General features: G+C 58.4%; 36 protein-coding genes. 15 read left to right on the top strand and 21 right to left on the bottom strand.

What is annotated here, in order from left to right:
- Positions 1-7 precede the first annotated feature (7 nt).
- The 5 genes from OZ428_RS07410 to OZ428_RS07390 are packed head-to-tail and all read right to left on the bottom strand — an operon-like array spanning position 8 to position 4,932.
- Positions 8-1,096, bottom strand: coding sequence for a minor capsid protein (locus OZ428_RS07410; RefSeq protein ID WP_269133016.1), 1,089 nt, complete (start codon positions 1,094-1,096; stop codon positions 8-10).
- Positions 1,071-2,531, bottom strand: a complete 1,461-nt coding sequence (locus OZ428_RS07405) for a DUF4055 domain-containing protein (protein ID WP_269133015.1) — start codon at positions 2,529-2,531, stop codon at positions 1,071-1,073. Before OZ428_RS07405 ends, OZ428_RS07410 begins: the two co-directional genes overlap by 26 nt.
- A complete protein-coding gene (locus OZ428_RS07400) occupies positions 2,528-3,829 on the bottom strand; it encodes a terminase large subunit domain-containing protein (protein ID WP_269133014.1) in 1,302 nt (433 codons plus the stop codon). The genes OZ428_RS07405 and OZ428_RS07400 overlap by 4 nt, the downstream gene beginning before the upstream one ends.
- The gene (locus OZ428_RS07395) at positions 3,816-4,277 is read right to left on the bottom strand and encodes a DUF2280 domain-containing protein (protein WP_154845443.1); all 462 of its coding nucleotides are present in this window, start codon (positions 4,275-4,277) and stop codon (positions 3,816-3,818) included. The genes OZ428_RS07400 and OZ428_RS07395 overlap by 14 nt, the downstream gene beginning before the upstream one ends.
- A 31-nt stretch (positions 4,278-4,308) precedes the next feature.
- Positions 4,309-4,932, bottom strand: a complete 624-nt coding sequence (locus OZ428_RS07390; RefSeq protein ID WP_269133013.1) for a putative metallopeptidase — start codon at positions 4,930-4,932, stop codon at positions 4,309-4,311.
- A gap of 74 nt (positions 4,933-5,006) precedes the next feature.
- Here OZ428_RS07390 and OZ428_RS07385 point away from each other — a divergent pair, with 74 nt between their 5' ends.
- Complete coding sequence (locus tag OZ428_RS07385) at positions 5,007-5,213, top strand: hypothetical protein (RefSeq protein WP_177067407.1); 207 nt, start codon at positions 5,007-5,009, stop codon at positions 5,211-5,213.
- Positions 5,214-5,244: 31 nt separating this feature from the next.
- On the opposite strand, the gene OZ428_RS07380 is transcribed toward OZ428_RS07385, so the two are convergent.
- The 5 genes from OZ428_RS07380 to OZ428_RS07360 form a co-directional block, all read right to left on the bottom strand.
- Positions 5,245-5,499: a hypothetical protein gene (locus tag OZ428_RS07380; RefSeq protein WP_021491149.1), complete on the bottom strand. Its 255-nt coding sequence runs from the start codon at positions 5,497-5,499 to the stop codon at positions 5,245-5,247.
- Complete coding sequence (locus tag OZ428_RS07375) at positions 5,496-5,687, bottom strand: hypothetical protein (protein ID WP_269133012.1); 192 nt, start codon at positions 5,685-5,687, stop codon at positions 5,496-5,498. Before OZ428_RS07375 ends, OZ428_RS07380 begins: the two co-directional genes overlap by 4 nt.
- A complete protein-coding gene (locus OZ428_RS07370) occupies positions 5,684-5,893 on the bottom strand; it encodes a hypothetical protein (RefSeq protein ID WP_269133011.1) in 210 nt (69 codons plus the stop codon). Before OZ428_RS07370 ends, OZ428_RS07375 begins: the two co-directional genes overlap by 4 nt.
- A 163-nt stretch (positions 5,894-6,056) precedes the next feature.
- Entirely contained in the window at positions 6,057-6,401 is a 345-nt protein-coding gene (locus tag OZ428_RS07365) for a hypothetical protein (RefSeq protein ID WP_269133010.1), read from the bottom strand.
- On the bottom strand, positions 6,398-6,736 hold the full coding sequence (locus OZ428_RS07360; RefSeq protein ID WP_269133008.1) for an MFS transporter: 339 nt from the start codon (positions 6,734-6,736) through the stop codon (positions 6,398-6,400). Before OZ428_RS07360 ends, OZ428_RS07365 begins: the two co-directional genes overlap by 4 nt.
- Before the next feature lie 106 nt (positions 6,737-6,842).
- Between OZ428_RS07360 and OZ428_RS07355 the strand changes: the two genes are divergently transcribed.
- Positions 6,843-7,289 (top strand): hypothetical protein, encoded by a 447-nt coding sequence (locus OZ428_RS07355; RefSeq protein WP_269133007.1) that lies wholly within the window; start codon positions 6,843-6,845, stop codon positions 7,287-7,289.
- Positions 7,290-7,414: 125 nt separating this feature from the next.
- Here OZ428_RS07355 and OZ428_RS07350 read toward each other — a convergent pair whose 3' ends face one another.
- From OZ428_RS07350 to OZ428_RS07300, 11 genes are all read right to left on the bottom strand, one after another.
- A complete protein-coding gene (locus tag OZ428_RS07350) occupies positions 7,415-8,092 on the bottom strand; it encodes a hypothetical protein (RefSeq protein WP_269133006.1) in 678 nt (225 codons plus the stop codon).
- Entirely contained in the window at positions 8,089-8,694 is a 606-nt protein-coding gene (locus OZ428_RS07345) for a recombination protein NinG (RefSeq protein ID WP_269133005.1), read from the bottom strand. Before OZ428_RS07345 ends, OZ428_RS07350 begins: the two co-directional genes overlap by 4 nt.
- A complete protein-coding gene (locus OZ428_RS07340; protein WP_269133004.1) occupies positions 8,691-9,206 on the bottom strand; it encodes a hypothetical protein in 516 nt (171 codons plus the stop codon). The genes OZ428_RS07345 and OZ428_RS07340 overlap by 4 nt, the downstream gene beginning before the upstream one ends.
- Entirely contained in the window at positions 9,203-9,427 is a 225-nt protein-coding gene (locus OZ428_RS07335; protein WP_269133003.1) for a hypothetical protein, read from the bottom strand. The genes OZ428_RS07340 and OZ428_RS07335 overlap by 4 nt, the downstream gene beginning before the upstream one ends.
- Entirely contained in the window at positions 9,424-10,191 is a 768-nt protein-coding gene (locus OZ428_RS07330; RefSeq protein WP_269133002.1) for a hypothetical protein, read from the bottom strand. The genes OZ428_RS07335 and OZ428_RS07330 overlap by 4 nt, the downstream gene beginning before the upstream one ends.
- The gene (locus OZ428_RS07325) at positions 10,188-10,691 is read right to left on the bottom strand and encodes a hypothetical protein (protein WP_269133001.1); all 504 of its coding nucleotides are present in this window, start codon (positions 10,689-10,691) and stop codon (positions 10,188-10,190) included. Before OZ428_RS07325 ends, OZ428_RS07330 begins: the two co-directional genes overlap by 4 nt.
- The gene (locus OZ428_RS07320) at positions 10,691-11,497 is read right to left on the bottom strand and encodes an ATP-binding protein (RefSeq protein ID WP_269133000.1); all 807 of its coding nucleotides are present in this window, start codon (positions 11,495-11,497) and stop codon (positions 10,691-10,693) included. The genes OZ428_RS07325 and OZ428_RS07320 overlap by 1 nt, the downstream gene beginning before the upstream one ends.
- Positions 11,487-12,413: a DnaT-like ssDNA-binding domain-containing protein gene (locus tag OZ428_RS07315; RefSeq protein ID WP_269132999.1), complete on the bottom strand. Its 927-nt coding sequence runs from the start codon at positions 12,411-12,413 to the stop codon at positions 11,487-11,489. Before OZ428_RS07315 ends, OZ428_RS07320 begins: the two co-directional genes overlap by 11 nt.
- Complete coding sequence (locus OZ428_RS07310) at positions 12,413-13,279, bottom strand: BRO-N domain-containing protein (RefSeq protein ID WP_269132998.1); 867 nt, start codon at positions 13,277-13,279, stop codon at positions 12,413-12,415. The genes OZ428_RS07315 and OZ428_RS07310 overlap by 1 nt, the downstream gene beginning before the upstream one ends.
- A gap of 69 nt (positions 13,280-13,348) precedes the next feature.
- Positions 13,349-13,774: a phage regulatory CII family protein gene (locus OZ428_RS07305; RefSeq protein ID WP_065905519.1), complete on the bottom strand. Its 426-nt coding sequence runs from the start codon at positions 13,772-13,774 to the stop codon at positions 13,349-13,351.
- An 84-nt stretch (positions 13,775-13,858) separates the two neighbouring features.
- Positions 13,859-14,038, bottom strand: a complete 180-nt coding sequence (locus OZ428_RS07300) for a Cro/CI family transcriptional regulator (RefSeq protein WP_269132997.1) — start codon at positions 14,036-14,038, stop codon at positions 13,859-13,861.
- A gap of 109 nt (positions 14,039-14,147) precedes the next feature.
- Here OZ428_RS07300 and OZ428_RS07295 point away from each other — a divergent pair, with 109 nt between their 5' ends.
- From OZ428_RS07295 to OZ428_RS07235, 13 genes are all read left to right on the top strand, one after another.
- The gene (locus OZ428_RS07295) at positions 14,148-14,807 is read left to right on the top strand and encodes a LexA family protein (protein ID WP_269132996.1); all 660 of its coding nucleotides are present in this window, start codon (positions 14,148-14,150) and stop codon (positions 14,805-14,807) included.
- Between the two features lie 14 nt (positions 14,808-14,821).
- A complete protein-coding gene (locus OZ428_RS07290) occupies positions 14,822-15,055 on the top strand; it encodes a hypothetical protein (RefSeq protein ID WP_269132995.1) in 234 nt (77 codons plus the stop codon).
- An 86-nt stretch (positions 15,056-15,141) separates the two neighbouring features.
- Complete coding sequence (locus tag OZ428_RS07285; RefSeq protein WP_269132994.1) at positions 15,142-15,477, top strand: hypothetical protein; 336 nt, start codon at positions 15,142-15,144, stop codon at positions 15,475-15,477.
- 124 nt (positions 15,478-15,601) lie between these two features.
- Positions 15,602-16,075, top strand: coding sequence for a hypothetical protein (locus tag OZ428_RS07280; protein WP_269132993.1), 474 nt, complete (start codon positions 15,602-15,604; stop codon positions 16,073-16,075).
- Positions 16,076-16,182: 107 nt separating this feature from the next.
- On the top strand, positions 16,183-16,758 hold the full coding sequence (locus tag OZ428_RS07275) for a hypothetical protein (RefSeq protein ID WP_269132992.1): 576 nt from the start codon (positions 16,183-16,185) through the stop codon (positions 16,756-16,758).
- Between the two features lie 80 nt (positions 16,759-16,838).
- Positions 16,839-17,174 carry a DUF1654 domain-containing protein gene (locus tag OZ428_RS07270; protein ID WP_330912748.1) on the top strand — a complete coding sequence of 112 codons (336 nt, stop codon included), beginning with the start codon at positions 16,839-16,841 and terminating at the stop codon, positions 17,172-17,174.
- A gap of 345 nt (positions 17,175-17,519) precedes the next feature.
- Positions 17,520-18,095, top strand: coding sequence for a DUF1566 domain-containing protein (locus tag OZ428_RS07265; protein WP_269132990.1), 576 nt, complete (start codon positions 17,520-17,522; stop codon positions 18,093-18,095).
- Between the two features lie 119 nt (positions 18,096-18,214).
- A complete protein-coding gene (locus OZ428_RS07260; protein ID WP_269132989.1) occupies positions 18,215-18,646 on the top strand; it encodes a hypothetical protein in 432 nt (143 codons plus the stop codon).
- Positions 18,643-18,834 (top strand): hypothetical protein, encoded by a 192-nt coding sequence (locus OZ428_RS07255; RefSeq protein WP_269132988.1) that lies wholly within the window; start codon positions 18,643-18,645, stop codon positions 18,832-18,834. The genes OZ428_RS07260 and OZ428_RS07255 overlap by 4 nt, the downstream gene beginning before the upstream one ends.
- Positions 18,831-18,980: a hypothetical protein gene (locus OZ428_RS07250; RefSeq protein WP_010566434.1), complete on the top strand. Its 150-nt coding sequence runs from the start codon at positions 18,831-18,833 to the stop codon at positions 18,978-18,980. Before OZ428_RS07255 ends, OZ428_RS07250 begins: the two co-directional genes overlap by 4 nt.
- Complete coding sequence (locus OZ428_RS07245; RefSeq protein ID WP_269132987.1) at positions 18,977-19,558, top strand: hypothetical protein; 582 nt, start codon at positions 18,977-18,979, stop codon at positions 19,556-19,558. Before OZ428_RS07250 ends, OZ428_RS07245 begins: the two co-directional genes overlap by 4 nt.
- The gene (locus OZ428_RS07240) at positions 19,555-19,821 is read left to right on the top strand and encodes a hypothetical protein (RefSeq protein WP_269132986.1); all 267 of its coding nucleotides are present in this window, start codon (positions 19,555-19,557) and stop codon (positions 19,819-19,821) included. The genes OZ428_RS07245 and OZ428_RS07240 overlap by 4 nt, the downstream gene beginning before the upstream one ends.
- A 125-nt stretch (positions 19,822-19,946) precedes the next feature.
- Entirely contained in the window at positions 19,947-20,240 is a 294-nt protein-coding gene (locus OZ428_RS07235; RefSeq protein ID WP_269132985.1) for a hypothetical protein, read from the top strand.
- Positions 20,241-20,251: the final 11 nt, after the last annotated feature.

The raw sequence follows: 20,251 nt of genomic DNA, 5'->3' as shown, positions 1-20,251 counted from the left end.
CTGCCTGCTATTTGATGCCTGCCCGCTCGAACGCCAGAGGCTCAAGAGCCTTCATCTGCACAAGGGTCAGAGGTGAAAAGTTGCGATCAAGCTGTAGCTCGGAGAATCGTTCGATACTCAGGCCACCTTCGCGGAACAGCTTGGCGCGAACCGGGCCGATGGCCTTGTCCTGAAACGCTGCTGGCTGCTGCTGGAGCCAGTCGTAATAGCTGAGGTCTGCCCTCACCTGCTGGGCACCGCCGTCGCCGATGGATGCCCGGGTGGCATCCTTGGCGAACAAGGCGCTGAAGCGCGTCACCGCAACCACCGTCGAGCGACAGTTGATGTGGATCGGTGGCCTTGGCCCCTCGGTCAGCTTGAACCGTTGCTTATCCAGCGTCCGGCATTGGCTGGTGGTCTTCGAATCCAGGGTGCTGACCCACTCCACCGACTGCACGACGTCACTGTTTTCCTTGAGCGTCTCCATGCGCGCCTGGGTGGCGACGTGCTGCACTGCCGTCCGCACGATGGCGCCAGCGTTGCGGTTGGTCGTAGCCAGGATGCCGTCGTTGTACTGGAGCGCCTTGGTGCCCCGGATGTTCTTGATGATCTGGAAGTTCGTCTGGCCCTCGAAGAAGCCCTGCCTGATCGCGCCTGTGAGGCGTTGCCGCTCCGTGGCGGTGAAGCCATCAATGAACGCCTTGAGCAGCTTCCCGCCATCCGCACCGCGCACGCTGAGCGGATTGGTGAGGATTGCCGCCCTGATTGCCGCAGCACCTGGCACCGCCGCGTCGAAGGTCACACCCACCGGCGCCGCCCGGGTCAGGCTGGTCGCCTCAAACTCGGCCTCGTAATTGGCGATGTCCACCAGGTCGAGGTTCAGCTTCTCGCTGTAACGGTCGAAGATGCCCAGCAGCAGGCTGTCGACTTCGCTTAGCAGGCGCTCCAGGCGGTCGACGGTGTAGTCCGTCAGGTCCGCCCGGGTCAGCCGCTCGCGTATCGAGCGGTCAATTTCCTTGAGGAAGGGTGCGAACTTCGCAACCTCTCCCGACTTCAGCTGCTCCAGGAAGACGGCGTGCCGGATGGTGGCGTCAAGGATTGCTTGGTTTGCCGCCATTCGGAATTACCTCGTCGTCATCCAGGTCAGGCCCAGTGCTTTGCGCTTCCAGCTCACCTCGGATGTCGTCGTCTGTTTTCTCCGGGTTGATCACGCCGCGATCGCGCAGGTACTGCCAGAAGTCGCCTTCCGGCAGCTTGCCGCCCTGCACTGCATTGAACAGTGCAGCGAGGATCGTCGCGTCCAGCGTGATCTGGCTGAAGTCTTGATTGAGCTTGTAGACCACCTCGCCGGTGGCGTTCACGAACTCAGCCATCCAGGCCAGGCACTGGCTGTACGCTTCGCTAACGTTGCTCACTACCAAGGAGAGAACGCTGTGCTCAGCGGCGCTGTCGTTGTCGGCCTGGGTTGCGGTCTTCACCGCGCTACCACGCTCAATCAGTCGGGCGCCGAGGGACACCATGTCCTGCTTCTTGGCGTCCATGGCCTCCTTGGCCACAATGTTTGGCTGTGCCTGCCAAACGCCACACGCGCCATTCGCAGGGAGCAGCCAAGGCGCCCGGGAACCCAGGAATATCCCGGTCTTTTCGAGGTGGTCGCGCCATTGCTCATCAAGCCCGGACATCCATGGTTGAGGCTGGCCCACCAGGTAAGCTGCTTCTTCGTAGTCGGCACTGTTCCGGTAATGCCCGATATTCACTTCGGCCATGTCGTACAGCGGCGAGTCGTCGATGCTGGTGTCGTTGTTCTCGCTGCCCAGGAACTGGAACGGAATAATGCGCCACGGCTGGCCTGAGCCGTTCAGCGGGGCAAATGGCGCCACGGTCATTTCCGTCTTGCTGGAGCCCTCTTCCCAAACCTCCTGGGTGTACACGCCGGAAGCATCCAGGCGCAGCACGCGATATTGCACAACCTGCTCACTGCCAAACCCGTCATCAGTATCGACGTCGACCTTTTCGCGCAGCACAACCAGGCTCAACAGGTGCTGACCGCCAACCTGGCGCGTCTTCCAGTTGATGATTGATTCAGCTGGGTAGCTGGCGACGTTGGCGCGGGCACGACCGGCCTGCTCGTCCGCTTTACTCACGGTTCCCGCCTCAACGGCGGCGTAATCCACCAGCAGGCCGTGACGACCAACCTCGAGCAAATGCCCGATAACCGACTGCGATTGCTGGTAAACGCTGACGCCTTGCCCGTCGATGTCCTTCGTCACGTAGTCGAGCGCACCCGGCACGGTCAACGTTGGCCAAGTGCGGAACACCGCGCCCACGAGGCTGTGTTTCGTGCGGCCGGTCGCGTTGTAGAACACAGCACGCTTCTTGTACGCGTCGTACCGGTCCTTGTTGTCCCGTGACTTGTCCGAGGCATTCGGCCTGGGCAGGTAATAATCGCCGGCAGCCTTGACCGTTTCCGAGCCCTTGCAGACGTCGCGCACCAAGCGCCAGCGGTATTTCGCCGCCGTGTACTCGGGACGGGTGAAAGTGACGTCCGTCATCGAGCGACCCCCATTTTCATTGCGGTGACCGGTTTGATGATCGGGTACTCGCGGTGGATGAAGTAGCCGCCTGCGTCGTTCGCGTGATCGATACCGGCGGTTTTGTCTGGCTCCCCGTTCGCGCCCCACACCTGCTGCTCCAGGCCATCGGCGTAGGTCGGACAGGTGAGCGAGTTGACCAGGTAGCGGCGCTCGCCCTGCGCATTGCAGAAGACGGCGTTCATTGCGTTGATTCGGTCCTTCACCGGCGGGTTTGCCGCTGGAGCGATGACCGCGAACCCGGCCTGCTTGAGCATGGCCAGGTCGGTGATACTGGCGTTCACGGACTTGCGCGAATCGCCCGAGGCATCCGGGTAGATCCTGATCTCGCAGGTCTTCTTGAAGTCGTTGCCGTCGTGATGCCAGTAGCGCTCTTTGATGCGGCGGATCATGTCGGGCGTGTCGTAGCCGTCGATCAGTTCATCCACGGCCCTGGGCAGCCCCTGGTCACGTTTGACGTGTGTGATCGCAGCCATCTTGCCGACGTTGAAGTCCATGCCGATGAACAGGGGCTCGCCAGGCTGCACGGTGTCGAAGCATCCGTTTAGCTTGCGGTCGTAGGCGGTGTAGATCGTGCCGGACGTCAGGTTGACGAACTGACCCTTGAGGTACGCCATGATCAACTGAGGTGGATACGACTCCATCAGCGAGGCGATGTAGTCATCCGGCAGGTTCAGCTCGTTGTCGAACGTGCTGGCCTGCACCAGGCCGTACATCTCCTTGAGCGACGGCTTGTCGCGCAGCTGCTTCACGAATTGCAGGAAGACAAATTTGAAGCCTTCCGGCGTCGTGGTGACGTCCACCCCGTTCTTCAGCCCAGGCAGGTTATAGCGCATCCGGGCGATGATCTTGCGCCAGGCCTGTTGAGCCTTGACGGCAGTAAGAACGTCCAGCTCATCCACCAGGGCATGGCCAATCTTGAAACCGACAATCGTCTGCGGCTTCTCCATCGACCGACAAATCACAGTGCCGCGGTACTGCCGGCCGCTGTAGATGTGAACCTCATGGTTCGCCTGGTTGATCTTGGTCTTCAGCCCCCAGTCGTAGGCCACCTCATCCATGGTCGGATAGAAGATGTCGCGGATCTGCGGGTAAGTCGGTGCGAAGTAACCAGCGTTGACGCCGGGCCACTCCATGAAGTGCTTGCTCAGTGCCGAACAGCCCACCCATGTCTTACCTGAGCCAAACCCAGCCACGAAGGCGCGGAATTTATGAGGCAGCGTGAGGAACTGAGCCTGCGGAACGTTAAGGCTCGGCATTCGGCTTCCTCGCATCCACCACGTCGACCTGGATGCGGGTCGGGATCACCGGTTCGTCGCCCGCCTCTTCCTTCCGGGCTCGGTTGACGTAGATGTCGCCACACTCTTTGGCTGCCTGCTCCAATAGCTGGGCAGTGAGTGCAATGTTCTTCATGCTTTCGGCTTTCTCAGCCATGCGCCCAAGCGTGCGAAGTCGGTGAGAACGGTTGGCGATTGGTATCTCGGCCGTCTCCTCCCTGAATCGCTTGCGGGTGTCGTGAAACAGGGTCACCCATTTGGCCGCGAGGGTCTTGCTCGCCCGCTTGGTCGCATCATGCGATTCACAAAGCTGACGGGAGATCTCAATGCCGAATTCTTGTTTGACGGCCTCTACCACCTGAGAGGGGGTGTCAAAGCACGCCAAGGCCTGAACGATGAAGCCTTTCACCTCACTATTCAGGTTTGCCATAAATTGGATTCCGTCTAATGCCTGTCAAATTTCAGGCCGATCTGAGCAGACAGGTTCCGCAGGCCCTCGCTATTTTCAATTTCCCCACCTCAGCAGGACTGTTTGCAGCATCCACCAACGCTTGAACGTCAGGGCTTGCACCGTAGCGGCGGACCACACCGACGAACTCTTCGACGTCGTGGCCACGCATCTCCAGCTTCGGCGCCCCTTCCTTGGTGAAGGCTGGCTGACCGTACTTATCGTTGGCGTGGGCGATGTGATAAAGCTCATGCTCTAACAGGGCGCAGAAGTCGGTGTCGCTGCACTGGGCGCAGTAGTCGGCAGCCAAGGTGATGATGAAAGCCGGCACGCCGCCGAACCAATCGCGCATCTGTTGCTCCATCCGGGCTTTCTGCCAGCCGCCGGCGCGGAACGCTACCTGTTCGGCCTGACCCAGGACAGTCCTTCCCTGCCTCTCGAAGCTCGACGAAGCCCACATGATCCGGATGTCTGCATCCAGTAGGTGGGCATGGTCTTCGTTGTGAATGCTGCCGGTGTCGGCAAGGATCTCGGCCTGGAGCCACTCCCACACTTCGGGATCTGGGGTCAGCCGGACGCCAAAGTCGGAAAGATCGGACAGCTCAAGCAATGACGATGGAGGGTATGGCCTGTCCATGGGTCACCTTAAGCTTGAAATAGTGGCGCGTTGCCGGTATTGGTGACGATCAACTCAACAGCAAGGAACGCATCATGTCTGAAAACTTCAAGAATCTTCGCAGGGACAACGGCTTAGGCGAAGGATCATCAGCCCTCCAGCGAGAGGCAGCCGTGGCAGCCGCGCTGACCTTGATTCAGTCCAAGGTCTTGAACTCCACCGGCGCGTCCCAGCTTCAATGGGAACTCGATAATTTGGATCGTTACGCTGACAAGATCCAGGAAGCTCTGAAAGTGAAGTGATACACCCGTGCCGCACTCACCTGCGGCACACCTACCCTTCCGCGTTATCCAGCAGCACATCAATCAGCTTCTGCTCCCCGAGACGCATTGCACCCAGGCATTGCAGGTCATCGCACTTGGGGCCGAGGCCGAACACGGTGACCTCTCCCTTCGCGCCAATCAGCGTCAAGGCACCTACGGTGCACTCGGGATGCTCGCCGGCGTCCAGATCATCGGCAATCTTGCGCAGGGTCTTGGCTGCATCGCGCCAGTCTTCCCGCTTGAACTCAAGAACCTTGACGGTCATACGGTCACCATCTGATGCGTCTGTGCGTGGGCATGGCCGTGGAGCAATCCAACGATCAGGCCCTGGGGCAGTCCGGCGTCCTTGGCGGCGTCAACGGCATCAGCAATCGCCTTGTCGAGAGCGCCTACCGCAGCGTTGATGTCCGGGCTCATCGGCAGTACGTGCCGCAGGCGAGTCACTTTGCTCACGGTGCAACCTCGTACTGGAATGCGCGATCAGCAGGCGTTGCCGTCACAAACCGGCAGCGGTGGCTGTCGAACGGCTCCTTTGTGGCGATCGTGCGGCGGTATTCGGAATCTGTCTTGCCGGTAAAGCGCTCACGGTGAACGACCACACCTTCACGCAGGAACTCGACCTCAGCCGACCCCAAGAGCTTGGTTACGATTACTTTCATGGCGTCACACGAAGCTGAAGGCCGCCACTGCCAGGACGATGATCACAAGCGCGATCCCGCCCAACAGGGTGACAGTCTTGGAGGAATTGGTATTCGAAGCCATGGCGATGCCCTCGGCGCATTCCGCGCCACAATTTTGCGAGTTACGAAAACGTGGCGCGGATTACTGCTTCCGGCGCTCTATACCTTCGGGCGCCTTCGGGCAGCTCATGCAGTGTTCGCAGTTGAGCGTCCGGCAAAGCCAGGCTTTAACCGGCTGCCAGTAAGTGACCATGAAGATGTGGCGGGCGCCGGCCAGGGCCAGGGACACATGCAGGGTCAGGCCGGCACTGCTCGGGCCAAAGAAGATGTTCTGGCTGCGTGCCATAACGACGAAACCGCTGATGGCGATGGCCGAGTAGATCAGCTTCCCGAGGATGCCGTCCCTCACCTTCCCGCTCAGTACGCACCAGGCTGCCCACAGCGCGATAAGGCCGCAGGCGATGGAGTTGATCAGTTCAAGATTCATGGTGGATTGCCTCCCCCGAACCGCTGGCGGATAAGCGCCCAGAGGTCAGCGGATTTAATGGCTCGATTGATGGCCGCCAGGAGCGAGCCGCCGAAAGCACCCAGCAGGAAGCCGATGCCGGCGACGATCTTCGGCTCCGTCACACCCAGGTAGGTGCTGACCATGCTCGTCAGGTAGATCGAGCAGGCCATGCCGGTGATGAGGAAGATCATCCAGGCACGCCAGTCGTTCAGATCGTCCCTGTGCCACCAGCTGGCGATCACAGCCCCAACGAGACCCGCAATCAGTAGTTCGAACCTGTCGATCTTGTCGAGCAGGCGCTGTAGATACTCCATGCGCTCGACTCCGTGGGGCATGAGGAATAAAAAAGCCCGCTCAGTGGCGGGCATATGGCTCCGTGCTATCGTCGATACCACTAAAGACACGAGACGGGATAGAACCATGGAGAAAACAAATATTGAGCGATTTGACGAGGTAGCTGCGCAGATTCTTTCTGCCCTCTATGAGACGTTTCCCCGACCCACACACATAGACCCCAAGGTCATCGGTGTGCTAGATGAAACACCAACGCGCGATGATGCGGGCGGGGTTATCTACAGCGAGGAATGGAAAGAGCTCACGACATTTGCCAATCACACGGCGAAATGGCTCGCAGAAGAAGGCTATCTATCTGAGCGGTCAGGGAGGTCTTACTCTCTGTACACCTTGTCCGCTGTTGGGCTCAAATCCTTGAAGCATGTCGATCAGCCCGAGTTAGGAGCAGATACCTTAGGCGAGAAGATAAAAAAGGCATCTTCCGATGGCGCTCGAGCCACTACATCAAAACTAGTCGATCAGTTCTTTGCGATCGGCGCCCCACTCCTAGCGAAGGCGATAGGAGTCGGTTAATCCCACGCCAGCACGGCGAAGCAATAAAAACCCGGCGCTTGGCCGGGTTCAGGGTTTCGTGTGCGTTTCGCGTTACTTGTGCACTATGGGAAAAGTACCCACATTATTCATTCATGTCAATACAATTATGCCGCCTCTTGGTCCTTTTCCGAATGAATAACCTGCCAAATAGGCTGCTGAGCCTGAATATCCACTTCCTCAATTTCTTTTCTCAGGGAAATCCACAGGTCACGCCAGTCCCGGTTCCAGTTGTTCTGATCAACTGACGCGCCGAAGAAGGCCATCATCTCGGCAGCTACCCGCGCCGGCCCCCACTCCACAGCACCGTGCACCTCCCCCTTGTACGACTGCAGGGCCAGGGTTACCAGGTACTGCGCCTTCACTCGCTTGGCCGAAGTCAGGTCAGGCAGCGCCGCTTTGGCTGTTATCAGCAGCACCGCGTTCAACAGGTGCTTCATGTTCATAGCCGGGTGGTACAGGTAGTGCCCGAACTGCTGTACCTGAAACGGCAAGGTGTCGATGGCACGCAGTACCTTGCCGATGGTTGCCAGGTGCGCGGCGCGAGCGGTGGAGCGGCCGGCGGGCGTACCGCGGGTCTCGCTGATACTGATCTTCTGGCGCACAACCTGGATGCGCTCTTCCTTGTCCTCTCCCAGGGCTGCAAATACAGCCTCGGCGCGACGCATGCGCTGGCCCTTCTTGATAGGTGCTGATTGCGATTTTTCGATGGCCACGGCGCTGATCGACGCGTTCGATTCGTGCTGAGCCTCAGTCCATACCTGCCTTGCGTTGATCAGTTTCATGCTGCGAGCCCCTTCTTCAATTCTATGTTCTTTGCCCGGTATTCGGCTTTGATGGCTTTGATCTCTTCCACGGTGTACTTGCATGGCGCGTGCAGCCCCTCAAGCCAGGACACCTTCTCTTCGCCGATGCGCTGCACCAGGCGAATGCGGTACTCCACGGCGTTGCCGGAAAGGTTTCGGTTGCACTTCACGCACTGCCGGTGGATGTTCAGCGGCTCGAAGCGCAGCTCTGGGCAGGCGCCGACGGATCGGTAATGTCCGGCGTCCCAGCGGCTGCCGGTCATGAGGTCGTTGTCGTTCGGCGTCGAGTCGCAGCTGATGCACGGCAGGTGTGCGTCACGCAGGCGCACGTACTCGTTCACCGCGGCCTGAGCTTCGCGCAGGTGATCCGCCCGGGTCTTCAGCTTCTCCTTGCGGACCTTAATGTCCTTGCGCTCGATGTCGGCCAGGGCCTTTCGCGCCTTGGGCGCATGCCTGGGCGCGTCGATCATTGCGCAGACCGGGCTGCATACCGCCTGGCCCATCCGCGCAGGCACGAATAAGGCCCCGCACGTAGCAACGCGGCATTTCTTCGGCTTGGCCGGCTTCCGTTCGATAGTCATGCAACCTCCTTGAACGCTTCGAACTCCGCCATCTCGGTCAGGCGCTCTTCGGTTAGCGTCGGCCAGTCATGCAGCACCAGATACGCGCAGCACTGGCGCCAGAAGTCTTGGAACACCTCTTCGCCCATCGAGTCGTAGGAAAGGCTGCGTGGTGTCTTGCGAGTGAGCTGGCCTAGGCCGGGAATGTCGAATGCTTCCTCGTCGCAGTACACGCCCGACTCCAGCTGCAAGGCCTTGATTGCGTCGTGGGACTGCTTGCCGGAAAACCGATCGATGTTCTGGCTCAGTACGCGGCCCAGGCCGTGGACCAAACCATTGAAGCGCGGGTTGCGCGGCTGCTTGAGGTCGGCGCGGATCTTCGCGTTCATCTTGAATTCACGCTCACGCAGGATTGACCGGTCGGCGTCGGAGGACGGTACGAATGCAGCCACCTCCTTGCCAGTGGCTGGATCGACCAGGCGGCGCAGCACCAGGTACACGGGCATTGGGCGGGGCTTCGTCGGCTTAGTCATTGCCCGCCACCCTTTGACCCTTCTGGGTCAGTACTTTCAGACGTTTTTGAGGTCGATTGCCCGCCACGGTCAACGAACACAATTGAGTTGTCTGTCATGCGCACGAACATGGCCGTTTCCCCAACCAGATCAGCAAGCGCGGTCATGTACTTGGCTACCCGTTCCAGTGGCATACCTGAGAAGCCAATACCGCTCAGCTCAAAACTCAGCTCAGTAGTCATGACTGCTCTCCATTGTCCATGGCGGCAGCCTCTTCTTCCCACGGGAAAGGACTGTATGACTCAAAGTCAGTCTCCCAGTGAGCCGGCTCCGTCATGCCTACGTTGTCGTAATGCGCCTGGTAGTGGGCGCACCTGAAAACGTAAAGGCCTGACCCCTTCTCGAAATAGTCCTCCCGATATTCACGGATCTCAGCCTGGATCAAAGCCAACTGTTCGACGGTAATCTGGCCGCTGATGGCGCTGATGAATTGATCGTCGCCTTCGCTGTTAAAGACTTCGACCCAGACCGACTCTTCGCCATTGCGCCAAGCGTTGGCGTCGTACTGTTTCTGCTCACTGTCGTCGCGCAGCGCCTCGCACTTAGCTTCGATACCCTGAAGCCGATCAATTTCCGCAGAAGCTTCTTTGGCCCACTCAATACGAGACTCAGCATCCTTGCGCAGCGCCTCGTTCTCGGCCTTGAGTTGGTCGCGCTCGGCGGCCAACGCTTCGAAGTCTTCCAATGACCCAAGAACGCCATCCCCGCCGCAGGTGCCGCACACGTCCATGTCAGGTTCTGGCGGCTGATTGTGACCCTGGTAGGAGCTGTGACCGGAATAGACCTCACCCTGGCCACCGCAGTCTCGGCACACGCAAAGTCGAGCTTTGACGCGCTCGTTCTCGGCGATCAGGGCCAGGACTGCTGCAGGAGTTGCTACCGTGTAGGCATGGCCAAGCGAAAGATGATGCTCGGCCAGACGCTGCAGTTCGGTGTAGTCGGTCATTGCGATATCCCCTTCAGCAGTTCCTGCAACTGTTTCAGCTTGCCCACGGCCGCTGCGTTGGTTTCGCGCTCAGCCTCCACGGACAGCGCCACCTCTTCGATGCGACTGGCGAGCGCCTTCATGCGCTTGCTGAAATCATCAGCCAGGCTCACGACTTCGCCGGAAAGGCTGGCCAGAACATCCAGGGCGCCTTCGGACTTCTTGATCGAAACAACGGCTTGTTTGGCTACCTGGGTCACGGCTTGCTCCTTGATTGTTTTGGGGGTCGCTGCGTCACGCTGAAACTTGCCACCAACCGGCTCACGGATCAGACCGGCCTCCATGAGTTCGCCCAAGGCGCGGCGGATGGCGTAGGGCGATGCGCCGGTGGTCTTGGCCGTGAGAGCGGCGCCGTGGATTTCGTGATTGCTCCAAGCCGCCTGGATAGGAACGAGGGTGAAAACCTTCTGAGCGATTGAGGACTGACCGGCGAGAATCTGTTGCTGCCTGGATTCGTTCATCAGAAGCCCTCCTTGCCACGCTGAGATTCCCACTCGAACGGAACGACGATCAAACCGCCCTCCCGCAACCGGTCGACACAGCGGTCGCCCATGGCCCGCCCCAGTTCGCCGGCGCCCAGGTTGGAAATAATCACCGTCGGGGCTTCACGCTCGTACCGCCCATTGATGATTGCGAACAGAGTGGTCAACTCGAAGTCGCTCGGCTGTTCCTTGCTCACGCCGATCTCGTCCAGCACCAGCAGGTCGGGATTGATCAGGCTGGACAGGATGTCCGACTCGGACAGTTCGCTCTTGCGGTCAAAGGTTGCCTTGATGGCCTGCAGGACTGCCCCGACGGTTCGGTACACGGCCGTACGTGGCGTTTTGTGCAGCAGTTCATTGGCCATGGCTACGCCGAGGTGCGTCTTTCCGGTTCCGGGCTTTCCGATCAGAACCATGCAGCGCCCTACTTCGCGGATCTGGTCGAACGTGGCGACGTAGTGGCGGCAGAACTTCAGCGCCCGGCGCTGCTCGTCATGCTCGGCTTGGTAGTTATCCAGTGTGCGGCTCAGGAAGCGCTTCGGGATCAGCGCGTCACCCAACTTCCGGGCCAGGGACAGGCGCAGCTCGTATGCCTTCTCGGCTTTGGCGCTTTCCTCACGCTCAATGGCAACAGCGCGAAGGCACTCAGGGCATCCGCCCTTCAGCTCCCGCCCGAGGATCACGGTAACCTTCTGGTCGAATTTGCCGTGCTTCTCGCAATCGGCCGGCTGGGTGCGGATTGGCAGCACACCATCCGGAACTGACACCGCTTTCTCAGAGCGCATAGGTGCCGTCCTCCCGCTGGATCAAGCCTGCGGTGTAGTCGCGCTCAGCGAAGCCCGTGTGGCGAGATGGGGTCTCACGCTTCACGAACGGGCGGACGTTGCTGGCCCTGTTCTTGTCGTCCTTGACCCACTTCACCAGCAGGGAAACCCACTTGGATTGGGTTTGCAGCAGGCCGGTTGTTTCGTGGTGAGCGGTAAACGGGGCCACGGCCTCCTTGGTGAACAGGTCAGTCGAGACGCCGAAGTGGATGCAGTAGGTCTTCAGCAGATTGGCGTCAGGCATCCAATCCAGGGTCATCTCGACAGGGGCCTTTGGGTCAACAGGTGGTTCGCCCTCTTCCGGGGGAAGGTCTTCGAGATCATCGAAGCCTTCGAAGCTTGAGCCCGGAACTTCTTCGCCCGCGTTATGAGAGTGGTGTTGATCCCTTCCATTCCCTTCTACATCTACATCCCTTCCGGGGTCGAGGTCTCGAGGATCATTCGACGACTCCTCGACGACTTCTCCGCTACCGCTCGACGACTGCTCGACTACTTCTTCCTGATTGATCGACTTATCGTCGCTGTCAGGCTCTTCGTCCTCGACGATCAGTTGCGGAGGCTTGGGGTACTTGAAGGTGCGCTTTTCGATCTTCTGGTGCTTCCAGCCGTTAACGTGGAGGTACTGCTTTCCGGATACGGAATAGCTGCGGGTCAGACCAGAGCCTTCAAGCTCGCCCAGCAATTCGCTGACCGCCTCGGTAGTGATGTCGTCGCCTGGGAATACCAGAGCCTTAATAGTGCGCGGGGCCAGCGGGTGGTTGCCGCCGTCATCGCAGAAATTCCAGAGCCCAATGAACAGCAGTCGAGCGAGCGGACGGCTTTCCATCACCTGCTCGCTCGACCAGAATTCTGGTTTGATGGTGCGAATGCGGGCCATTACTTGGCTCCTTTGCCGACAAGGCCGGCCAATTCAAGGAAGCGATCCACGTACCAGTGAGGCTGCGTCTCGCGGGGGCATTGAGGGCTGGTGAGGTTCTTGCCGTAGGCCAGGCCCTTCTCGGTCACGGACCAGAAATCGACAGTCTCTTGTTTGGAGTTTTTGCGATGAAGCAGAGTCAGGAACCCGTGAGCCTTGAGTGCAAGGTTGAAAGCGCGGGCAGTGCTGGCGATGGCGTGATCTTTGATCAGGGCGGTGATTGCCTTGGTTGGCATCGAAGACCCGCCGGCAGCGTCACAGGCGGCGTCCACTGCATAGCCTGGGAGGAATTTGGCATCCAGGCCGTTGTTGGCGGCGATCTGCGCAAGCATCATCATTTTGCTGGAGGGCGCCGGCTTCAGCAGGCGATCGAAGCATTCCAGAATGGCGAGTTCGCCAATGACCTTGGAGTTGTTCGTCTCCTGGCCGGTGTAAGAGCCGGTCTTTCGAATGGTCGGCAGGACCTGGCCAACCACCCACTCTTCGAACTGCTCAGCAGCCGGAAGCTTGGACTTCATCACCAGCCGGTAGAGATCGCGTTCAGGGATGATTTGCACTGCGCGGACCTGACCTCCCATTTCGGTATGGCAGGTGCTGACCGCTTTGCAGTGGACATTGATCGCCTTCGACGTGTTGGAGTAGCCCAGGGCTTCGGCGATGTCCTTGGCCATGAACCATGGCTCCCCGTGACCGTCGTCAATTACGCGGACGGGAAAGCCGTGGAAGTCGAAAGGTGTCACTGGTTTAATCCGCGCCACGTTTTGCGATTGCACAAAACGTGGCGCGAGATTGTTGGGGCTATTGATCGATTCTGTGTGTTGGTGCATGATTCGCTCCAGATGTTTACTGCTGTAGAAAAAGCCACCCTCGTCCGGTGGCTTTTTTGTGTTTGAAATTCAGGCTGCTTTCACCGACTGCTTGAACACTTCCAGGCTGACGATCACTTCCTCAGCCTCCTTGAGCAGTTCGGATTTCTCGCGAGAGCAAACGCGACCATCGGCCTGGGCGTCGAACGCAAGGCGGGTCACGTCTGCCAGATCGGCATGGAGGCGCAGAAGCGCGGTGTTGAGGTTGATCCCCTCAGGCTTTTCCTTCGGCACCAGGTCGAAACCAAACGCCTCGGCCCATGCCTTCAGCGGACGGAAGTCCTGGGTGAACTTCATAATCCGGTGCAGCTCCTGGACGTTCAGCTTGTGGCTGTCGTAGTCCGGGTTCGCCTTCTGGGAAAGCAGCGTCTTCGAGGAGAAGCTGGCGCCCTCTGCAATCCGCCCTGCCCCGTGGTCGTCCACAACGTCATAGATCGCCTTCATCAATTCCTGCATGTAACACCTCGAAATTCTTTACGTGGCGCCCTGCAGGTGCAGAGGCGATCATTTGCTCAATGGAACGGCGGACAGGAATGTCGCTTAGGCGGCCTGGACTTTCTTTGCGGCCTTAAACTTGCCCTTGGAAAGGACCTGGATCTGGTATTGCCGGGATTCAGGGATGGTTTCTCCCCACATGGTCACGGCGCTTGGGCGGATGCCCAGAGCCAGTGCCAGCTTTGTCTTGCTGCCGAAGAATTCGGCGACTTCATGCGTATTCATTTCGCATCCTCGTTCGACTCTGGCGCAATTTCAGCATGCTTAAGTTATCGAGTCAACGGCGTTTTATGCCTACTGCATGCTTAAATTCAGTTAACTTAATATTGAGTCCATGGAAAGACACGAACGTATTGCCCGGGCTATACAGCTCAGCGGGAAAAAGAAGGGCGAAATTGCGTCGCTTTGTGGGGTCGCAAATTCTGCTGTTACTCAATGGATTACTGGCGAGAGCAAAAGCCTGCGGCCAGAGAATCTCTACGCCTTGGCGAAAGCCACGGGATTTAGGGCTGAGTGGCTTGCCATTGGCGAGGGGGATGAGAAGGAGGCTTCGGAGTCGAACGTCTCCACAACTTCGCAGCCAGCTCTATCCTTCCGCTATCCGGTGATTAGTTGGGTCTCTGCGGGCGCCTGGTCTGAAGCGGTGGAGCCCTACCCCACTGGAATTTCGGATCGCTACGAGTTTTCCGAATACAACTCGAAGGGCCCCGCGTTCTGGCTCGAGGTCAAAGGCGACTCAATGACCTCTCCAGTCGGCACGAGCATTGCCCAGGGATCCCTGATCCTAGTAGACACCGAAGTCGAGGCGACCCCAGGCAAGCTTGTTGTGGCCAAGCTGCCGGACAGCAATGAGGCGACCTTTAAGAAGTTAGTCAGTGATGGTGGCAGGCTCTACCTAAAACCCCTGAATCCCGGCTACCCGACTGAAGTATTTGATGAAAACTGCCGAATCGTTGGAGTTGTAGTGCAGGCCACCCAGAAATTTCACCACTGAGCGCGGAGGCCGTGATGGCCCTGACCAAGCCCAACCAGCAACTGCGCCGCGACTTGAAAGAGGCTGCGGCCCTGCTCAAGTGGTCAGGTGTAGATCTGTTTGTCTTTGCCAAGCGCCTTCTGGCGGCAGGGGATGAGCAAGGCGCCAACGATCTGATGAAGATCGCGCTGAGCTTTCAGGAGACCGAGGACAGGCTGGAGGGTTATGCGGATGAGGTGAAGGCGGGAAGGATTGTGCGTGATGCGTAACGAGACCTATATCCAGGAACGCGTACTGCTCGTCTGGAATGCCAACTTGGTTTGACGCAGTTTGGCGATTTATTTAAGAGGATTTCATGTCTGAAGAACAGAAAAAAGTCCATAAATTCTCAACAACCATGGACGACTTCGTTCGCTTTTTAGTTGCAAAAACTGATGATTCGAAGTGTCCAGGGTGCGGATCAAAAAGCTGGACAGTCATAGGTTCGGACGAAACCCAGATGGCATACCGAATGGTCACGCCTATGAGGGATGGACCTACTCCGACCTACCTGAATTTTTTCGGAATTTACTGCAATGAATGCGGTTTTGTAAGGCAACATGTCGCCAGGAAGGTCAAGCAATGGGTCGACGAAAATCCTGTGCAGGAGCAGCTGGAGCTAGAAGAGACCTCAGATGATGACCTCGAGTAGATTTGAAACTTCGCAGCACATAAAGGAGTCATTTGAAAAGGTAACCCCAATGTTTAGCAGGCCGTCACGGAACGATACAGTCTCGGCTGATGACAAGTCGCCACCTGCGGGAGATACTGACTTAATGAATGACATAACTCGCGAAGAACTCAGCTCCACGCTATCTGCCATTGAAGAGCGAATGGACAAGCGCGTCGAACGAATAGAGAAAGAAACCGATCGCCGCTCGGAAGAGTTCCGGAAAGAAATTTCTCTTCGCGACGACACTATTCGTCGAGAGCTTGATCTTCGCCGAGAATCATTTCTTGCTGAACAAGCGATCAGGGATCAGGCGTGGGAGGCAAAATTTTCCGGTTTCCTGTCCACTCAGGCCGAGCGGGATAAACGCTTGGATGAGTCTGTTTCAGGAATTCGAGCGGACCTGACTCGACTTGGCAGCCTCAAGCTCAACATTTGGGGTGCAATGCTCACGGCTGTAGGTGTGGGTCTGGCAGTTGCGGCGTTAAGCGTCAGCTTTTACCAAACCGGAAAAGCTGACAAACCAAACGTAGAAGTTGTGCGGACACCGACTCCACCAACTGTTAAATCTGGTTCATAGCGAAAGCCCGGCCCGTCGCCGGGCTTCTTGTATATGCCCTCCCCGCCCGACAATGGTGGCTGTACGCCACGGATGGTAAAGTGCGGGTCAATTACGGGAGTGATCCAATGAAAGGATTTGGGACGTTCGCGCTGATCGTTGGCGTCTGCTGGCTGATCTTCGCGCTGAGCATGGATGTATCCGTGTCTACTGGTGCCGGCGGCAGAGTGAATAACCTGGGGCTCATGGCCGACCGCCAGATCCACACCATTGTCGGCGGAGTGATTGCACTCGCCGGCCTGCTAATGGTTTTGCTTGGCGGTAAGGGCTCCCCTGCTGCCGCCAAGGCAGAGAAAGACATGCGCCCATGCCCTTTGTGTGCCGAGGGCATCAAAACCGCTGCAATCAAATGCAAGCACTGCGGTGCAGACGTCGAGCCCGCCGCGGCACCGAGGTTGAAAAACGGCTGGGTAGCCTCTACGGCCTGCCGTGACGAAGAAGAGCAGCAGCGAACAATAGAATCCATCCACGGCGCGGGGCTTCCAGTTGTTTCGATGATCGGCCTGGACGTAGGTGCTGGCCCATTTGAAAAAAAGGAAGAAGCCAAGCAGGCCCTGGTCGCAATGCGCGACGGCCCTAGGTTGTTCAGCGAGATTGTTTATAGGGACTCGGTGAGCGGCAAGTACCCACCGATAATCGATTGACACCCACAGGTTACCAGAGCCCGCTTTTGCGGGCTTTTTCTTGCGCGTAGGAAAGTCACCTTCAGACTATTTATGCATAAATGCATGCTGGATCCAAATGCAGCTTGCCAATATCGCTGACCACCAATACTGTACATATATCCAGTAACGACCAGGAGAGTCGCATGCCCAGTCCAGCGTTTACCACCTCGAAACCAAAATCCTCGTACGAGTCGGCAGGCCGTCGCCTACAGGCCCTGATCGCCTCTCCAGGCGTTCAAAAGTATCAGGCGGTGACCGTGTGTAGGTTGGAGCATGAAGCTCCTGAAGACTGGCAGCGCTTGCTGGATGAGATCAGCGAAACAGCCGGCGTCCGAGTCGAGACCCTAGAGGGCGGAACCGTCAGGATCGGCTGGCGAGAATACTGCGACCCATAAATTAGCCCGCCATTGAGCGGGTTTTTTACGGTCGCTAATTTCAGCAAGCTGAATTTATTTATTCAGCATGCTTGACATGGGTATTTCAGCTTGCTTAAATTCACTCCATCGAGTCACCCAACAGGGACTCGCCAGGGCCTCACCGCCCGCCGCTCTTTAACAGCACGGGAACCTCGCAGATCGATCCCCAGCAATGGGCACAGCGCGAGCAATAAATTCGATCTCCACGCCAGCTCTGGGACTGGCCGTACTCACCAGATGTGAGTACGCGAAACCACGCAAGCCGGTCGGCGAATAACACCGTCCACGAAATGTGTGACGCCGGCCAGAGATATGAATCGGGCGATGCGCGTGGTGGAGACAACAGATTTCACTGGCAGGCCTTCGCAAGAGGGCCTGACGGGAAATCAAACGAACATCCCCGACGAGGAATCAACCATGCAAGCAGCAGAGCAAGAACAAATCACCATCCCTGAAATCGGCGCTGTGTGGCCTGGTCAGGGCGGTATCTACGCCGGCTTCATGCCGGCCCGCAACGGCTCCGAGGGCTACCACCTGATCCTGGGTGAAGAGTTGGCCCGTGCTGAGTGGGGTCAGTATGGCGAAGAGTCGCCGGCCACCAGCCTGATCGACGGCCGGGCCAACACCTTGGCACTGGTTAACGCTGACGGCGAATATCCAGCAGCAATTGCCGCATACGAACACATCGCCGAAGGGCATGGCGACTTCTACCTGCCGGCCGCCGCCGAACTGTACGAAATCTGGCTGAACCTGAATGGCAAGTTGAGCGGCTGGGTGTGGTCGAGTTCGCAGCGCTCAGCCAACAACGCTTTCATCACGTACTTCGGTGGTGGCACTCAGGGCTTCAACGCCAAGTACGACGAGCTCCGTGTCCGCCCCGTCCGCAGATTCATTCAGTAATTCGTTTATTGCTTTTCATGCAGGCGATTCCTGGGGCCACGGGGTGTCCGTGGCCAGACCAGAAGCGCCCGAGGTAGCGCTCGGCGCCTGCTCCCCTTACCGCCACACTGGAGGCGACCATGTCAGCACTACGCAAGGCTCAGTTTGAGCATGACGAACAACTGCCGCCCCCGGTGAGTGACGACGACCTAGCGGAAGTCGAGTGGCTTGAAGCGAACGCCGAGCGCCTGATACTTGGATATCGGGTCGACTGGGGGTTCAGCCGGGCCGATAAGGGCGAGGTGACCCAGGCCATGTTCGCCAAGGCCGTTCAGGATCACGTCAACCAGCGACAGATCGACGGAAAGGACCAAACCGACGCCCTTGGGCAGTTGGTGATTCACGCCATGGGGTTTGGCAGCGCCGGACTGATGCTCGACCTGGCCACCTACCTGCTGGGCACCAAGAGCGCCTTGAAAGACATCGCCGTCGAGTTGCTAAAGCCACACGCCGCGCTGGCCGTTCAGCTTCAGGAGGAGCAGGACGATCTGGAGCTGAGGGCAGGATTTTGAGCCCGCACATTCTGATCGACGAGGCGCTCGAAGCCTTGGAGCATCCTGCCAGCGAGCCAGGCGCCCAGCGCGTCGTACTGAACATGATCACCAACATGCTCACCGGCAACGTGATCACCACCGAAGAGTTCAACCACTACTGCCAGCGCATCCTGAAAATAACCAGGCAGCGCAAGGAGGCCCCATGAACAGCATGACCTTGGCGTTCACCCACAAGTCCTGGCTAGGCGCACTGTCGCTGGCCTACGACGCTGGTATCGAAAACGTCCACGCCTGGAGCCGTCGAGCCTGCCTGTGCGGTGAGTGGACCGTGGCTTATGAGGTGAAGGCATGAAGATTGATCTGACCAAAAAGCCCGAAGGCGCCACCCACATAAACCCGCATTCCGGCCTTTGGATTAAATGCTTTGGCGGAAATTCTGGCAGCTATCAGTTCTTCAAAAATGGCGAGTGGGAGATGGGCTTCGGGTGCATGAGCAACTCCTATCTCGAGATTGCTCAGCCTGAACCCTGGACCGGCGAAGGCCTAGCGCCTGTTGGGACTGTATGCGAGTTCGCCGGTTTCAATCCCGAGGAAACCCTTTCGACGGATCCGCGTGTCGGCGACCAGGTGACGGTGATTGCTCACTTCATGAGCGGGTCTTTCGAGGTAGCTGCATTCACCTTTTATGCGCCTCCTGAGTTTGAATATTTGCAAGTCGCTCAAGGCGCGCACGGCTGCTTCCGCCCCATCCGCACGCCCGAGCAGATCGCCGAAGAGGCGCGCATCGCCGAACTCAACCTGATGATCGGTGCAATCAAGGATCACCCTGGCGGACGGCACGGCGTTGACCATCTGACCCAGCTCAAGATTCATGAAGAGGCCTGCATAAATCTTTACGACGCAGGTTGGCGAAAGCAGGTGGTGGAATGAGGGATATTGAACGCACCGAAGCTCTAGGTTGGAAAGGTGAAAGCGAAGCGCGTCGGGCGGATAACCGCGAAAAGAGCGCTGTCATCTTGGCGGATCGAGGCATTCAGTTCGAGACCAAGAATATGGGAGCCCACTTGATCGTAAGCCACGACGGCAAGGTGGCCGACTTCTGGCCCGGCACCGGCAAGTACATCCCGCGCGGTGGCGGTCGTCCTGGTCGTGGCGTGTTCAACCTGCTGAAACACTTCGGTGTAAAGCCATGACCACCCACCAGCGGCACCGGCGCCGCGCCATCCGCGCTCTGTCGGCCATCGTTGGCCTGACCTTCCTCACCATCTTTCTACTGGGCCCAGCCATTGGCGGCCTGATCACTCAATAGGTAACCGACATGAACGAAGCCAAGCACACTCCCGGGCCTTTCTTCACCACCTGCCCGCATGGCGGAACGATCTACGTTGAAGCCAGGCTTCGCGGCTCAACAATTCAGGAAGTTGCAGCGGTTGGTCCGACCGAGGCACCAGAGCAGCAGCATGAGAACGCCAAGCTGTTCGCCGCCGCGCCGGATCTACTTAAGGCCCTGGAAATGTGCATTGAGTGGATGGGTGATCGTCGCGACATATCACCAGAGTCCATCGAAGCTTGGGTCAAAGGCCGCTACGCCATCGCCAAAGCCACCCAATAACCCCCTTCACA

The organism is Pseudomonas sp. GXZC, from assembly GCF_026967615.1.
GTDB classification, from domain to species: domain Bacteria; phylum Pseudomonadota; class Gammaproteobacteria; order Pseudomonadales; family Pseudomonadaceae; genus Aquipseudomonas; species Aquipseudomonas azotoformans_A.
Note: the sequence above shows the minus strand (reverse complement) of the source record. Positions and strands in the feature narration are given on the sequence as shown.

What these genes read in the sequence shown, in the direction of transcription:
- OZ428_RS07410 (WP_269133016.1), bottom strand. Translation starts at nt 1,096, where the DNA reads ATGGCGGCAAACCAAGCAATCCTTGACGCCACCATCCGGCACGCCGTC.
- OZ428_RS07405 (WP_269133015.1), bottom strand. Translation starts at nt 2,531, where the DNA reads ATGACGGACGTCACTTTCACCCGTCCCGAGTACACGGCGGCGAAATAC.
- OZ428_RS07400 (WP_269133014.1), bottom strand. Translation starts at nt 3,829, where the DNA reads ATGCCGAGCCTTAACGTTCCGCAGGCTCAGTTCCTCACGCTGCCTCAT.
- OZ428_RS07395 (WP_154845443.1), bottom strand. Translation starts at nt 4,277, where the DNA reads ATGGCAAACCTGAATAGTGAGGTGAAAGGCTTCATCGTTCAGGCCTTG.
- OZ428_RS07390 (WP_269133013.1), bottom strand. Translation starts at nt 4,932, where the DNA reads ATGGACAGGCCATACCCTCCATCGTCATTGCTTGAGCTGTCCGATCTT.
- OZ428_RS07385 (WP_177067407.1), top strand. Translation starts at nt 5,007, where the DNA reads ATGTCTGAAAACTTCAAGAATCTTCGCAGGGACAACGGCTTAGGCGAA.
- OZ428_RS07380 (WP_021491149.1), bottom strand. Translation starts at nt 5,499, where the DNA reads ATGACCGTCAAGGTTCTTGAGTTCAAGCGGGAAGACTGGCGCGATGCA.
- OZ428_RS07370 (WP_269133011.1), bottom strand. Translation starts at nt 5,893, where the DNA reads ATGAAAGTAATCGTAACCAAGCTCTTGGGGTCGGCTGAGGTCGAGTTC.
- OZ428_RS07365 (WP_269133010.1), bottom strand. Translation starts at nt 6,401, where the DNA reads ATGAATCTTGAACTGATCAACTCCATCGCCTGCGGCCTTATCGCGCTG.
- OZ428_RS07360 (WP_269133008.1), bottom strand. Translation starts at nt 6,736, where the DNA reads ATGGAGTATCTACAGCGCCTGCTCGACAAGATCGACAGGTTCGAACTA.
- OZ428_RS07355 (WP_269133007.1), top strand. Translation starts at nt 6,843, where the DNA reads ATGGAGAAAACAAATATTGAGCGATTTGACGAGGTAGCTGCGCAGATT.
- OZ428_RS07350 (WP_269133006.1), bottom strand. Translation starts at nt 8,092, where the DNA reads ATGAAACTGATCAACGCAAGGCAGGTATGGACTGAGGCTCAGCACGAA.
- OZ428_RS07345 (WP_269133005.1), bottom strand. Translation starts at nt 8,694, where the DNA reads ATGACTATCGAACGGAAGCCGGCCAAGCCGAAGAAATGCCGCGTTGCT.
- OZ428_RS07340 (WP_269133004.1), bottom strand. Translation starts at nt 9,206, where the DNA reads ATGACTAAGCCGACGAAGCCCCGCCCAATGCCCGTGTACCTGGTGCTG.
- OZ428_RS07335 (WP_269133003.1), bottom strand. Translation starts at nt 9,427, where the DNA reads ATGACTACTGAGCTGAGTTTTGAGCTGAGCGGTATTGGCTTCTCAGGT.
- OZ428_RS07330 (WP_269133002.1), bottom strand. Translation starts at nt 10,191, where the DNA reads ATGACCGACTACACCGAACTGCAGCGTCTGGCCGAGCATCATCTTTCG.
- OZ428_RS07325 (WP_269133001.1), bottom strand. Translation starts at nt 10,691, where the DNA reads ATGAACGAATCCAGGCAGCAACAGATTCTCGCCGGTCAGTCCTCAATC.
- OZ428_RS07320 (WP_269133000.1), bottom strand. Translation starts at nt 11,497, where the DNA reads ATGCGCTCTGAGAAAGCGGTGTCAGTTCCGGATGGTGTGCTGCCAATC.
- OZ428_RS07315 (WP_269132999.1), bottom strand. Translation starts at nt 12,413, where the DNA reads ATGGCCCGCATTCGCACCATCAAACCAGAATTCTGGTCGAGCGAGCAG.
- OZ428_RS07310 (WP_269132998.1), bottom strand. Translation starts at nt 13,279, where the DNA reads ATGCACCAACACACAGAATCGATCAATAGCCCCAACAATCTCGCGCCA.
- OZ428_RS07305 (WP_065905519.1), bottom strand. Translation starts at nt 13,774, where the DNA reads ATGCAGGAATTGATGAAGGCGATCTATGACGTTGTGGACGACCACGGG.
- OZ428_RS07300 (WP_269132997.1), bottom strand. Translation starts at nt 14,038, where the DNA reads ATGAATACGCATGAAGTCGCCGAATTCTTCGGCAGCAAGACAAAGCTG.
- OZ428_RS07295 (WP_269132996.1), top strand. Translation starts at nt 14,148, where the DNA reads ATGGAAAGACACGAACGTATTGCCCGGGCTATACAGCTCAGCGGGAAA.
- OZ428_RS07290 (WP_269132995.1), top strand. Translation starts at nt 14,822, where the DNA reads ATGGCCCTGACCAAGCCCAACCAGCAACTGCGCCGCGACTTGAAAGAG.
- OZ428_RS07285 (WP_269132994.1), top strand. Translation starts at nt 15,142, where the DNA reads ATGTCTGAAGAACAGAAAAAAGTCCATAAATTCTCAACAACCATGGAC.
- OZ428_RS07280 (WP_269132993.1), top strand. Translation starts at nt 15,602, where the DNA reads ATGAATGACATAACTCGCGAAGAACTCAGCTCCACGCTATCTGCCATT.
- OZ428_RS07275 (WP_269132992.1), top strand. Translation starts at nt 16,183, where the DNA reads ATGAAAGGATTTGGGACGTTCGCGCTGATCGTTGGCGTCTGCTGGCTG.
- OZ428_RS07270 (WP_330912748.1), top strand. Translation starts at nt 16,839, where the DNA reads ATGCATGCTGGATCCAAATGCAGCTTGCCAATATCGCTGACCACCAAT.
- OZ428_RS07265 (WP_269132990.1), top strand. Translation starts at nt 17,520, where the DNA reads ATGCGCGTGGTGGAGACAACAGATTTCACTGGCAGGCCTTCGCAAGAG.
- OZ428_RS07260 (WP_269132989.1), top strand. Translation starts at nt 18,215, where the DNA reads ATGTCAGCACTACGCAAGGCTCAGTTTGAGCATGACGAACAACTGCCG.
- OZ428_RS07250 (WP_010566434.1), top strand. Translation starts at nt 18,831, where the DNA reads ATGAACAGCATGACCTTGGCGTTCACCCACAAGTCCTGGCTAGGCGCA.
- OZ428_RS07245 (WP_269132987.1), top strand. Translation starts at nt 18,977, where the DNA reads ATGAAGATTGATCTGACCAAAAAGCCCGAAGGCGCCACCCACATAAAC.
- OZ428_RS07240 (WP_269132986.1), top strand. Translation starts at nt 19,555, where the DNA reads ATGAGGGATATTGAACGCACCGAAGCTCTAGGTTGGAAAGGTGAAAGC.
- OZ428_RS07235 (WP_269132985.1), top strand. Translation starts at nt 19,947, where the DNA reads ATGAACGAAGCCAAGCACACTCCCGGGCCTTTCTTCACCACCTGCCCG.